Source organism: Bartonella sp. AA83SXKL (assembly GCF_042196965.1).
Classification (GTDB): Bacteria; Pseudomonadota; Alphaproteobacteria; order Rhizobiales; family Rhizobiaceae; genus Bartonella.
The window spans coordinates 150,310-163,838 of sequence record NZ_JBHIRG010000001.1 but is presented as its reverse complement, the minus strand read 5'-3'; the positions used below and the strand labels follow the sequence as shown (position 1 = coordinate 163,838).

5 protein-coding genes are annotated in these 13,529 nt (G+C 37.4%); 3 read left to right on the top strand and 2 right to left on the bottom strand.

From position 1 onward, the window contains the following. Nucleotides 1-86: 86 nt before the first annotated feature. Nucleotides 87-2,519 carry a DNA topoisomerase (ATP-hydrolyzing) subunit B gene (gene gyrB / locus ACFINO_RS00560; RefSeq protein WP_375654773.1) on the bottom strand — a complete coding sequence of 811 codons (2,433 nt, stop codon included), beginning with the start codon at nucleotides 2,517-2,519 and terminating at the stop codon, nucleotides 87-89. A gap of 1,257 nt (nucleotides 2,520-3,776) precedes the next feature. Between gyrB and ACFINO_RS00555 the strand changes: the two genes are divergently transcribed. Then, the gene (locus ACFINO_RS00555) at nucleotides 3,777-4,682 is read left to right on the top strand and encodes a transporter substrate-binding domain-containing protein (RefSeq protein ID WP_375654771.1); all 906 of its coding nucleotides are present in this window, start codon (nucleotides 3,777-3,779) and stop codon (nucleotides 4,680-4,682) included. 11 nt (nucleotides 4,683-4,693) lie between these two features. Here ACFINO_RS00555 and ACFINO_RS00550 read toward each other — a convergent pair whose 3' ends face one another. Continuing rightward, on the bottom strand, nucleotides 4,694-6,226 hold the full coding sequence (locus tag ACFINO_RS00550; RefSeq protein ID WP_375636377.1) for a YifB family Mg chelatase-like AAA ATPase: 1,533 nt from the start codon (nucleotides 6,224-6,226) through the stop codon (nucleotides 4,694-4,696). A gap of 408 nt (nucleotides 6,227-6,634) precedes the next feature. On the opposite strand from ACFINO_RS00550, the gene ACFINO_RS00545 reads away from it, so the two are divergent. Both ACFINO_RS00545 and ACFINO_RS00540 read left to right on the top strand, forming a co-directional pair. After that, the gene (locus ACFINO_RS00545) at nucleotides 6,635-8,599 is read left to right on the top strand and encodes an autotransporter assembly complex family protein (RefSeq protein ID WP_375654769.1); all 1,965 of its coding nucleotides are present in this window, start codon (nucleotides 6,635-6,637) and stop codon (nucleotides 8,597-8,599) included. Beyond that, nucleotides 8,599-13,257 carry a translocation/assembly module TamB domain-containing protein gene (locus ACFINO_RS00540; protein ID WP_375654767.1) on the top strand — a complete coding sequence of 1,553 codons (4,659 nt, stop codon included), beginning with the start codon at nucleotides 8,599-8,601 and terminating at the stop codon, nucleotides 13,255-13,257. The genes ACFINO_RS00545 and ACFINO_RS00540 overlap by 1 nt, the downstream gene beginning before the upstream one ends. Nucleotides 13,258-13,529: the final 272 nt, after the last annotated feature.

Genomic DNA, 13,529 nt, shown 5'->3' with positions numbered 1-13,529 from the left:
AAATGAAATAGAGAGGGAATGTTCAACTACGAAAAAACAACGTATAAAACTACGACGTTTACACAGCCAAAAACAGAAGAGTACCTTTAGATATCAAGATTGGCAACGCTTAAGGCATTGTCTTGAATAAAAATACGTCTAGGTTCAACTTCATCACCCATGAGACGAGAAAAGAGTGAATCTGCATCGGTTGCATCATTAATTTTTACTTGTAAAAGAGAACGTGCATTGGGATCAAGCGTTGTTTCCCAAAGTTGTTCAGCATTCATTTCCCCAAGACCTTTATAACGTTGAAGAGTAACACCTTTTTTACCGTTTGTAAAAATGCTCTCTAAAAGGCTCATAGGACCAAAAATACGCTCTGTTTTATCTTTGCGACGTAAAAGAACAGGAGGATGATATATGTCGATAAAATTTTGGGAAATGCGATCAATTTGGCGTGCGTCAGTTGAATTTATAAGTCCCACATCAAGCGTAACAACATCTTTAACACCACGCAAAATACGCTCAAAACATAAACTTCCATCTGCTGTATATTGTCCACTCCAACCTTGTTCCATATCATCAGCAATCAGATTAAGGCGGTGTGCTGTAGTATCTGCTATTTTTTGCGCTTTTTCTTGTGTTGCAAAGACTTCAAGATTAAAAGCGCCAGCAATTGCTGCTTGTTCAACAATATTACGGTCATAACGGGTATGAAGACCATTTAAAAGTTGACGTAATATACGAGCATCTTTAGCGAGTTGATACAAATCAGCCCCTGCACGAACTTCTCCCGTTGAAAGCTCAAGCGTTGTTTCTTCTAATCCAGTATCGATCAAGAATTCTTCAAACGCTGCTTCATTTTTAATATATTGGGAAGATTTTCCACGCGACACTTTATAAAGAGGAGGCTGAGCAATATAAAGATGTCCACGTTCAATCAACTCGGGCATTTGTCTAAAAAAGAAAGTGAGCAGCAGAGTACGAATATGGGCTCCATCAACGTCCGCATCCGTCATGATAATAATCTTATGATAACGTAATTTATCCGGTGAAAATTCATCCTTCCCGATAGACGTTCCAAGAGCTGTAATAAGTGTTCCAATCATATCAGATGAGAGCATGCGGTCGAAACGTGCTCGTTCAACATTGAGGATTTTACCACGAAGGGGTAAAATTGCTTGATTTTGACGTGAGCGCCCACTTTTTGCTGAACCGCCAGCCGAATCCCCCTCGACAATAAAGATTTCTGATTTTGCGGGATCTCGTTCTTGGCAATCGGAAAGCTTTCCTGGTAGAGAAGTGATATCAAGCGCCCCTTTTCGTCTTGTGAGTTCACGTGCTTTGCGTGCTGCTTCACGTGCTGTTGCAGCTTCTACCACTTTACTAATGAGAAGTTTTGCTTCATGAGGATGTTCTTCCAGCCATATTGAAAGACCTTCATTGACCAAACTTTCAACAATAGGGCGCACTTCAGAAGAGACTAACTTATCCTTTGTTTGTGAAGAAAATTTTGGATCAGGAACTTTGACAGAAAGAATAGCTGTTAATCCTTCACGGCAGTCATCACCGGTTAAGTTCACTTTTTCTTTTTTAGCAATACCTGAAGATTCAGCATAGCCATTAATTTGGCGTGTAAGGGCACTTCTGAAACCTATCAAATGAGTTCCACCGTCACGCTGAGGGATATTATTGGTAAAACACAAGACCTTCTCATGATAGGAATCATTCCACCATAGAGCAACATCAACGCTTATACCATCCTTTTCACTTGCAATATAAATAGGAGTATCAAGCAGAGCTTTTTTTGATTGATCAATATATTTCACAAACTCTATTAATCCACCTTCATAATGCAATTCAACGGATTTAATATCAGCATGACGCTCGTCAACAAGAAGAATATAAACCCCAGAATTTAGAAAGGCTAATTCCCGTAAGCGGCGCTCCAAAATTTCAAAATCAAACTCAACCATAGTAAAGGTTTCAGAGCTTGGTAAAAATCTAATTTCTGTTCCACTTTCTTGATCGCAATCGCCAATAACTTTTAATGGAGCATCAGCTACCCCATGGGTAAATGATATTTCATGAATTTTACCATTGCGTTTGATTTGCAATTTAAGCCAAACGGATAATGCATTCACAACAGAGACGCCAACACCGTGTAATCCGCCTGAAACTTTATAAGAATTTTGATCAAACTTTCCGCCGGCATGAAGCTGTGTCATAATAACTTCAGCTGCAGAAATACCTTCTGTTGGATGGATATCTGTCGGAATTCCACGTCCATTATCACGAACAGAACAAGAACCATCAGCATGGAGTGTGACGTTTACAAGAGTTGCATGACCGGCTAAAGCTTCATCGATAGCATTGTCTACAACTTCATAGACCATATGATGTAACCCCGATCCATCATCAGTATCACCGATATACATACCAGGACGTTTGCGTACAGCATCAAGACCTTTGAGAACTTTGATAGAAGCGGCATCATAGTTATTGCTTTGTGCTGGTGAGGTTATTTCATCACTCATAAGTTAGTCCATTCCTGTGTTCAATTTACAATATTTTATCCGCTTTTTTTAAAGCTCAATGTTCTGATCAGTTATTTATGGAATAACCACATTAAATATTTACCGTATATCAGATCTAGATTCAATATCTGTCGATATATAATGGAGAGAATGATAAAATGATAGTGTACTGTTATGCTGTAAAACACTAGGGCGGTGATATAAGGCGAATAAACACTTATGACTTATACAAAAAGCTGTTTCATAAACGATGCTATTTACTTTGTTTATTTTTGCATATACGTTCTGTTTCAGAATTAGTTATGCATTTTGTGTTACACTAATAAAGGTCTCACTTGTTTTATCCATAAATCAATTTTTCAATCCTAATTCTACCATATATTTAAAACAAAGATTGCGAGCTCTCTAAGCAGTTCAAACTTTTGTATGTTAGATTGAGGCGAAAATATTATGTATATTGGTTTGTGTCATCTTTAAAATGTGAAAAAAGCTTCATTTGAGGAAAATATAAATGCGTAAATGTAAAAACATGTTTCCACGATCATCTTTATATTCAACTTTACAATTTAAAAAAACGTCTTACGGTGATGTTTTTGAATAATGAGGGTAATGACGCATTATCTTACGCTTTTGTTTCTTGTATTCTCGTGAGGTTGCATCGCTCATTCAAAACAAAACGCCATTGTACTGTTTATTCACGCGCTTTTTTAAGGAGCATCTTTCAATGTTCCCAAACTCATTTTACAACGATATTTGAATAGTATAACGCAAAATACCCTGTGAATACTACAAGATTTATGTCCCCCATCTTTCCCATCGTGACAATAAAGTGCAAATCAGAATCATCATTTTATTTTTCAGCTTTTAAATGTTGGTGCAACCTTAATGTTGAGAAAACCCTCGGCATTTGAGGGGTGTTTTTACTCTTTTCTTCAATAGTATCTATATACTTCCCAGGTTGTGATACGCAAGGAAATGGTCTTAATATTTTAAGGTACGCGGGATATTTTGATAAAATAAAGTGTACCACTAAAGTATATACAGCTTATTTCTTATATTAAAAAATTAAATCGCTTTTCTCTAAAATTACTTTCTTATATATTCATTTTGGAAAATTAACATCAGAAATCTAAGCATTTTCAATGGTTTCAAAAATAGCAAGAATTTTATTTATTAAACGCCAGATATTTTGGTGAAGTGCGTTAGATAATAGTTAAGAAGTGTTGCATCTTAGTTTTGAAAAATGGGGGAGAGATTTTGAAAATAAAAAAATCTATATATGTGAAACATCTTCAATTGCGTTTACAGTACTTTTTATTCAATAATCCATACAATATTTTTATTCGTATTTTATTTGTAGCAGGGGGGGTTCTATTTTCCTCTTACGCAGAAGCTGAAAGTCTGCCTTCTTTTTTTGATTCGCATGAACATTTGGTACAACCTGATACAACGGATATCTTTCGTTTGCGTTTTGTAACAAGTTTTGATTTTCCTCCTTTTAATTTTATTGATCAATCGGGGTATCTTGCAGGTTATAATATCGATTTATTGCGCGCTATTTGCTCAAAATTAAAATTAGAGAAGCTTTGTGAAATAGAAGTGATTCCTTGGAAAGAGCTTGTAGAACATGTTAAAAATGGTGGTGCAGAAGTCATTATTGCGGGTTTAAAAGAAACAAGTAAAACCCAGCAAGATCTTGTTTTTACAAAGTCATATTTGCGCTTTCCAGCGCGATTTGTTGCTTCTCGACGTTTAAATCTCGATGAGCCAATAAGCGATCAATTGATACATTTAACCAGTGGTGTTTTGTCTAAAAGTGTTCACGAAAAACTCTTTCAACATTATTTTCCTAAAGCCAAATGGCAAGGGTTTAAAAAGAGAGAAGAGCTCTATAAAGCATTACAAGAGCGTAAAATTGACCTTATTTTTGATGATGGATTTGCTTTATCATTATGGTTCAAAAAACAAAAATCTGTTGATTGCTGCCATTTTGTTGGGGGGGCATATATGGCGCCACAGTTATTGGGGCAAGGAATGCAGCTTGCTGTTGCAAAAAAGAATGAAAAATTGGTTGATATACTCAATTATGCGCTGAAATCTCTAGAAGAGGATGGTAAACTTACAGAACTTTATTTGCGTTATTTTCCAATAAGTTTTTATTGATGAGTAGTTTTTTAATTAAGGGCTGTTAATCTTTCTGCGCCTAGTCGATAGGAAATAGCTTCTGCGAGATGATAGCGTGAAAGAGTATCTGATCCGTCAAGATCAGCAATTGTGCGTGCAACTTTGAGAATGCGATGATAAGCGCGTGCAGAGAGGTGCATTTTTTCACTCACATCTCGTAAGAGTATAGTCGCACTTTTATCAGGAATGGCAATCTGTTCTATAATTTTGGCAGGGCAATCGCCATTGGTACGAATATGATCAAACCCCATTGTTGAAAAACGTTTAGCTTGAATGGTACGGCACCGTGCGACGCGTTTGGCAACGTCGCAGCTTTTTTCTGATTGTTCTGGTTGCATAAGGTCTATAGCCGTCAAAGCAGGGACATCAATCCGTAAATCAATTCGATCAAGCAGAGGACCAGAAATACGGGACTGATAATCGATTTGACAGCGTATCCCTTTAGGGCAAACATGGTCTTTTTCGCCTGCCATACCACAACGGCAAGGATTCATTGCGGCAATAAGTTGGAAGCGAGCAGGATAGCTAATATGGTGATTAGCGCGGGCGATAACTGACACCCCACTTTCTAAAGGTTGACGAAGAGAATCAAGAACCTGTGGAGAAAATTCAGGCAATTCATCAAGGAATAACACACCATTATGAGCAAGGGAGACCTCTCCTGGTCGTCCTTTAAGCCCTCCACCAATCATTGCGGCCATGGAAGCAGAATGATGTGGGGAACGAAAGGGGCAATGAAGTGAAATGGTATTATGAACCGTTTCTCCTGTAATAGAAGCAATCAGAGAGACATCTAAAAGCTCACGGCTATCAAGAGGTGGCAAAATGGAAGGTAAGCGTTGCGCTAGCATAGATTTTCCAGCACCAGGGGGACCTACAAACAAAAGGTTATGGCGTCCAGCAGCACAAACTTCTAAGGCACGTTTGGCTGTTTTTTGTCCTTTGATTTCGCAAAGATCTGGAAGTCCAGTTTCGATAGTATATTGGCGCGGTTGTGGACGTTTTTGAATTTGGGTTCCTTTGAAATGGTTGACTATAGTGAGCAGAGTTTCTGGGGCAAGAATATTTATTTCTGCATTTGCCCATGCTGCTTCAGGTCCACATTGGAAGGGACAAATCAGTCCTTTATCGAGTGATAAAGCTGTCATGGCAGCTGGTAAAACACCATTAACAGCGGTAAGTGAACCATCCAGTGATAATTCTCCTAAAATGATATAGTCTTGAGCTACTTCGGGAGGGAGGATTCCCATAGCAAGCATTAAGCCTACAGCGATTGGCAAATCATAATGCGATCCCTCTTTAGGCAAATCAGCTGGTGCAAGATTAATCGTAATTCGTTTAGTAGGCATAGAAAGTCCACAAGCGTGGAGGGCTGCTTGTACACGTTCACGGCTTTCTGCAACTGCCTTATCAGCTAATCCAACAATAGCCATTCCTATTTTACCAGACGAAATCATAACCTGTACATCGACAGGGACTGCTTCTAGACCGCGAAAAGCAACAGTTGTAATACGTGCGATCATTTATTTATTTTCCCCCTTTAGACTTGGTAGAGACAATCATATCTATTTATAAAAATCAAGAAGCATCTCTATAGCTTTTTTTATAGAGAGAACTATATACGTGGGCAGTTTTTTAGCATTCCCATGGAAAGTCATTTGTACAAATTTAACCATGATGATATGGGACGCAATAAAACATTTATAATAAGCTAAATAAATATGTTAAGAAAAAAAGAATGAGGCTGTTCGTGTTATACAACAGTGCAGAATTTTATGAAAATATAAGGGGAGGATAACGTTATGTATCGCAGAGTGTTATTTGATGTGATAAAACGTGTAAAATGTGCAAAGTAATTATATTTACCTTTCTTATTTTTATATTATTTAAAGCGTAGTAGATGCAAAGTGTATTATAAGGTATCTGATTTTATGGTATACCAGACAAGAATTTTGTTAAAATCAGGGACTGTGCGCTGTGTATTTATAGGCTTGTGTTTTGCTTTTTCTTTTCCACAGCCACTTGCTGCATTTGATTTTTTCGGCATCCCTCTTTTTGGTCAAAAGAAAACAAATTCTTCTTCACATTATGCCAAAAGTACAGAGAAATTTTATAAAGTTGATGTTGTTGCACCGCCAGGTGCACCATTAGAAGGTATAAAAATAGTTAAATCTGTTTCTTCTCTTGTTGCTGATAAAGAGAAAGCATCCGCCAGTTCTTCTGGTTTGCTCGCCAAGGCGCGTTCAGATTATCGAGCAATTCTTTCTGCTCTTTATGCTGATGGACGCTATGGTGGTGTTATTAGTATTAAAATTAATGGCTTAGAAGTCGCTGATTTAAGTCCGGTAACTCAACTTCCAGCACGGTCTAATATTGTTATTACAATTAATGCTGGTCCACAATATGTTTTTAGTATTGCAAATATTGATAAAGTAGCTCCGTTTGAAAAACGTAAAGCGCATAAAATGCCCACAATTGAAGAATTGGGCTATAAAGTTGGGGCTATTGCTAAATCTGAAACCATTTTGAAAGCAGAAAAATGGGCGATAGAAGGATGGCGGCAACAAGGTTATGCTAAAGCTAAAATTATGAAGAGTGAGGTCGTGGCTGACCATGCTGCGTTGCGTGTTGAAGGACGGATTGTTGTTGCTCCTGGACAAAAGGCTTATTATGGTCCTTTAAGTGTGCGTAATATAAGTAAGAAACCACGTGTAGATTCAGCTTATATCGCGTGGATGACCGGATTGAAACCAGGGCAGATATACGATTCTGATGCGTTAGCTAAGGCAAATGAACGTCTTGCGCGCCTTGGTGTTTTTCGTGCTATCAATATACGTGAGGCTGATACTATTAATCTAGATGGTAGTTTACCGCTTGCACTTGTTGTACAAGAACGTAAACCACGTCGTTTTGGTGTAGGCGGTAGCTATTCAACTTTAGACGGTGCTGGTTTTGAGACTTATTGGATGCATAACAATCTTTTTGGTCATGCAGAGACTCTTAAAATTGAAACAAAAATAAGTGGTGTTGGTAGCAATAAAAAGCAATCATATAATTTTAAAAATTTTGATTATCTTTTTGGTGGCACATTTGTAAAGCCCGGTGTACTCACGCCAGATACAGATTTCAGGTCAGAATTAAAAATACAACAAGATGTTTTAGAAAATTATACGACAAAAGCCATCAAAGGAAAATTAGGTATTACGCATATTTTTAATGGTAATCTATCGGGACAGGCTGCTGTAGAAGTTTCAAATGGTTATTCACGTGATATCTATTTTGGGAGCCGTAATTTTACAACAATCGGTTTCCCTAGCGGTTTGATTTACGATAGTCGTAATAATAAGTTTAATGCAACAAAAGGTTTATATGGTGAAGTTTTCATTGAGCCTTTTTATGAGATGCGTTTTAGCAACTTTGTTGCAAAAGTAACAGCAGAAGGTCGTTCTTATTGGGCGTTGGATGAAGGGGATCGTTTTGTTGTTGCTGCGCGGGCAAAGCTTGGTACAATTCTTGGGAATGATACAGCACAAGTACCCGCAAATACGCTTTTTTTTGCTGGTGGTGGGGGCTCTGTTCGTGGTTATGCTTACCGTAATATTGGTATCAAAACAGAAAATGATGGGGTTGTTGGTGGACGGGCGCTTATTGAGGGGTCAGCAGAATTGCGTGTTTCTTTAAATGATAAAATAGGGTTTGTCAGTTTTCTTGATGGAGGTTTAGTAGGGGAAAAGGCGAATTTTGATTTTTCTCAAAAAATTAAATGGGGAGCCGGTATAGGAGGTCGTTATATGACGGGTCTTGGTCCTTTACGCGTTGATTTAGCCTTTCCTTTAAAGAGAGAGAAGGGTGACCCTCGCATTGGTTTTTATGTAGGTATAGGGCAAGCATTTTAATGAAAAAAGGTGTACGTTTATCAGCTTTCTTCTTTGTATTTTTGTTTTTTTGGGTGGGTGGTTTTGTTTTTGCGCAAAGAGGAGACATTCTTCCCTCTAGCGAAATGAAAACAGATGATCGCTCATGGTTTGTTTCTTTAATTGAACGAAAGCTTTCAGCACCTAATCGTCAAGTTCGTTTACACAATATGCAAGGGACACTGTCTTCTCAAACATCAATTGATACTATTACTGTCAGTGATAAAAAAGGGGTTTGGCTTAAAATTACCAATGCTAAAATGGATTGGAATCGTCTAGCGTTGCTGAGAGGGCGGATGGATATTAACCAGCTTTCGGCAGAACAGGTTACATTTTTACGCAAACCGCAAGGCAATTCTTCTTTTGTTTCTTCCCTTGAGACGGGTAAGTTCTCTTTACCAAAATTGCCGCTTGCTCTTTCTATCAATACGCTTACAGCTCAACATGTGACATTTGAACAGAATCTTTTTGGTTTTTCTGCTGATATGTCCTTAAAAGGCAATTTCACCTTAGCTGGTGGTAATTTTGATGTCGATATAGCGGCGCATCGTTTAGATGCACCGGGTTCTTTTTCTGTTCTCACCAAGATATATGATAGTAATCGTAAAGCTCAAATTGATATTTCTGCTAACGAACCACAAAATGGTATTTTGGCGAATATTTTTAACATTGAACAACGTCCAGCATTAAGTCTCGTCGTGAAAGGTGATGGTACTTTTGATGATTTGGTTATCAAACTTTCTTTAGAGTCCGATCATCATTCTATTTTAGATGGTAATGTTATTCTTGCAAGTGTTCCAGAAGGACAGAGTTTTTCTACGAAATTAGAGGGAACACTGAGCCCTTTAATACCTGTTCAATATCGTAGTCTCTTCGAATCTGATATAACATTAAAAGCAAAGGCAAGAAGAACAAAAGAAGGTGTGACACACCTTGATCAGATGGTTATTCAGAACAAAGCAATGAATGTTATAGCCAATGCTGAAATAACCGCCGATGGATTCTTGCGACGGCTTTTTGTTGATGGCAAAATGGCTCTTGATAACGAAAAGGAGTCTGTTCATTTACCTATATCAGAAGTGCCAAAACCTGCGAATACTCTTGCTTTGAACATTGACTATGGTCGCGAAGGTCAACAATCTTGGAATGGGCGGTTGGTTGTAAATCATTTAAGCAATAAAAATATTTATATTCGCGATGCAATTTTTGATATGGGAGGAGTAAGCGAAAATCTTGATAATGCAGCTTCTCGTCATGTTGGTGTTCAGGTTAAAGGGACGCTTCAAGGGGTTAAAAAGATTAAGGGAGCGTTAGTAGAAAATTTAAGCCAAGCGGTTCATGTGCATTTAGATACGGATATTGTTTCGAACAAACCAATTTTGATTCATGATCTGAGTGTTACGGCTCAGAGTTTTTCTTCTTGGTTAAAAGGGACAATGGAGAATTTTGTTTTTAAAGGCGATCTCGGTTTAAAAGCTCAAACATTAACTCCTTTGGAAGTGTTCAGTAAACAATCACTTTCTGGTAGTACAGATATTAAAGCCAAAGGAACGATCAATTTATTGAGTGGCATTTTTGATCTCCAATTATCAGGAATGGCTGACGATATGAAAATAGGCGTGCAGTCTTTTGATCGTTTATTCAAAGGAAACATCACTCTTTCAGGTGGTGCTACTCGAAATACGAAGGGTTTCATTTTTCGTCATTTTAATTTGAAAAATCAATATACAAACATAAAGGCTAATGGTTATTTTTCAGATGAAAGCGCTAAAATGGATCTATCTGCTGAAATATCTGATTTGTCCAAATTAGATCCAAAGATAAGCGGTGCGCTTACGATTGAAAGTACGGCGAGAGGGCGCAATAGCCATATAAAACTAAATACACGTGCCCATATTGCTGAAGCATTAATCGTAGGGAAGAAACTTCAAAACACAACATTTAACATAGATGTACTTGTAGATAATACAGCACCAGTTACTGCTTTAACGGGGGGGGTAAAAGGTGAAGGAATTTTTGCTAAGAAACCTTTGCATTTATCGGCCTCTTTTAAAGATTCTCATAAAATTCGAAAACTTGAAAATATCGATATTAGAGGGGGAAGTGCAAAAATAACGGGTGATCTTTCTCAACAACTTGGCGGTTTTTTGAAAGGAGCGCTGCATATTGATGCCGATGATATTTCCGTACTTTCAGCGTTATTTTTGCAGGATGGTAGTGGAAAAGTAAAAGGAGATTTTATTTTTGATGAACAAAATGGCAGACAAAAAACCAATGTGAAGGCGCATGTTAACCATTTGAATTTTTCCAAGAATAAAATAAAAAAATTGGCAATAGATGCTGACATATTCGACCCTTTTGGCATGACTCAGTTTGAAGGAGTTATCAATGCAGAACATATTCAAACACCTTTGGTAATGGTCAATCGTTTAAATGCTCACGCCGATAGGAATAATGGACAAACGGTTTTTACTGTCCAGGCGATGTTGCATGATACTCTCAATGCACGGCTTTCTGGTCGTTTAATGGTTGAGGAACTTCCAGAAAGTATAAAACGAGAAGTGCAAATTGAAGCTGTGGACTTAAAACAACACACTTTTCATGCAACATTGCCGAAGCCATCTATAATTTCTTTTGATAAAGATGGAATGACAATCAATGAATTAGGAATTGCAATAAATGGGGGCAACATCATCTTAGCAGGAAATATTCAAGATACCCTGAATTTACAACTTACAATGAATGCCCTTCCTGCTACTTTAGTCAATTTGTGGAAATCCGATCTTGGAGCAGCAGGGAGTGTAACAGGGCAGGTTATGATTCGTGGTCATTTAAAAAAACCTGATATAACTTACGATATAAAAGGTGAGGGACTGACAACCGTTGCTTTTCAAGATAAAAAAATTATGCCTTTTTCTTTTTCTGCTACGGGAAACACTGTAGATCAAAATCTTACTTTGAATGCAAATTTAACAGGAGAAGGAATACAAGCACAAGCTCAGGGGCGTGTATCTCTAGAGAAAAATGCGCTTGATCTTCATATTAATTTGCAAAATTTATCTGCACGTTTGGCGAATGGTTTTATTGCAGGACAAGCGCTTGATGGGACAGTAATAGGTAAAGTTGATATTGATGGAACAATGAAGGATCCATCTGCTCATTTTGAGCTTTCTAGTCAAAATTTAACCGCTATGACGCATAAAGGACCGATGTCAATCAATATAAATGCTCGTGGTTCTTATAAAAAATCGACATTTCATATTGAAAATATGATAGCTACTGGAGATAAAGGATTAGATCTTTCCATCCATGGGCCTGTATCTCTTAATGGTTCAGAGGCAAAATTAAACGTTAAAGGGATAATGCCTCTTGATTTTGTTAATCTCTTATTAGCTAAGCGTGGTGCACATATAACGGGTACAGCAAGAATTGATACAGCTCTTAATGGGTCATTATCAAAGCCACAATTGATAGGAAATATTTCTATAGGCGACGGTAGCTTTTTTGATTCACAAACAAATGTAGGATTGAATAATATAACGATTGAAGGCAAATTGAAAGGTGATCATATCCTTATAGAAAAAGCTTCAGCTTCTTCGTTTGAGGGGGGAGGAATTTCTGCTTCAGGTCGTATCTCTAATGGTCTAGAGACAGATTTGATATTTCATCTTGATAATGCCAATTATAATGATGGTTCTATGATTCTGGCAACATTATCAGGTGAGATGACAATGACAGGTCATTTTTTAAATAGTCTTGTTCTTGGTGGTGATATCATCGTTGAAAAAGCTGAAGTTTTTGTTCCTGATCATTTTAAAAGTGCCAAGTTTCTTGATGTTAGAAATAAGAATTTAACTAAATCGATTCAAACAACACTTGAACGTGCTGATGTTAAGAACACGAACAAAAGCAAAAGCCGTATAGTTACACAAGAATCTTCATCTGTCGTGCTATCAAATATGCGTATTACAGCACGCAATCAATTTTTTGTACGCGGAAAAGGCTTAGATGCTGAACTGGGAGGACGCATTAATCTAGCAGGTCCATTGAATGATGTGCATCCAGTTGGTGAATTTAGAATGATTCGTGGACGTTTTGATATCCTGTCGCAACGTCTTAATTTTGATCAAGGACAAGCGAGTTTTAGTGGTAATCTTAATCCTACGGTTTATTTTGTAACCAACAATAACAGTGGTGATATTCGCGTCGCTGTAACTGTAAGTGGGACGGTTGATAATCTTGATATTAATTTTTCATCACAACCAAATTTGCCTCAGGATGAGATTTTGGCGCGTTTGATTTTTAATCGCTCTCTTAATGAATTATCACCATTTCAGATTGCTCAACTTGCAGCAGCAGCGGCTGATCTTGCAGGTAGTTCTAATACATCTTTGTTGAATACTTTACGAACTAAAATTGGACTTGATGATCTTGATGTTATCGTTAATGAGAAGGGGAATACAGGCTTACGTATTGGACGCTACATACACAATAATATTTATTTGGGCTTTGAAGCAGGGTCTGATGGAACGACGAAAGGGACAATTAATTTAGATATTTCGCGTCATCTCAAAGCTAAAGGTGCCATAGGAAATGAACAAAATTCTAGTATAGGTCTCTTTTATGAAAGAGATTATTAAAGATTGAATTTAAAAAAACAATTTCTTCGTTTTTTGTCTCTCATTTCTAAATCTGAGGAAGAAGAGATAGACTAGAAATCCTATAAAAGAAGAAGCTTTTTGTTGAGGCGTGAAGAGATATATCTGAAATATTCGATTTTTTGTTTATGCTATTCTCTAAAGGGAAAAAATCTTCACGAAAGATAGTATGTTATTTTGCTGCTATATATTTATTTTAGAGAAATACCTTACCTTGTTTTCAAGCCCATATCGTGCTGTTGCCTAAAGAATGG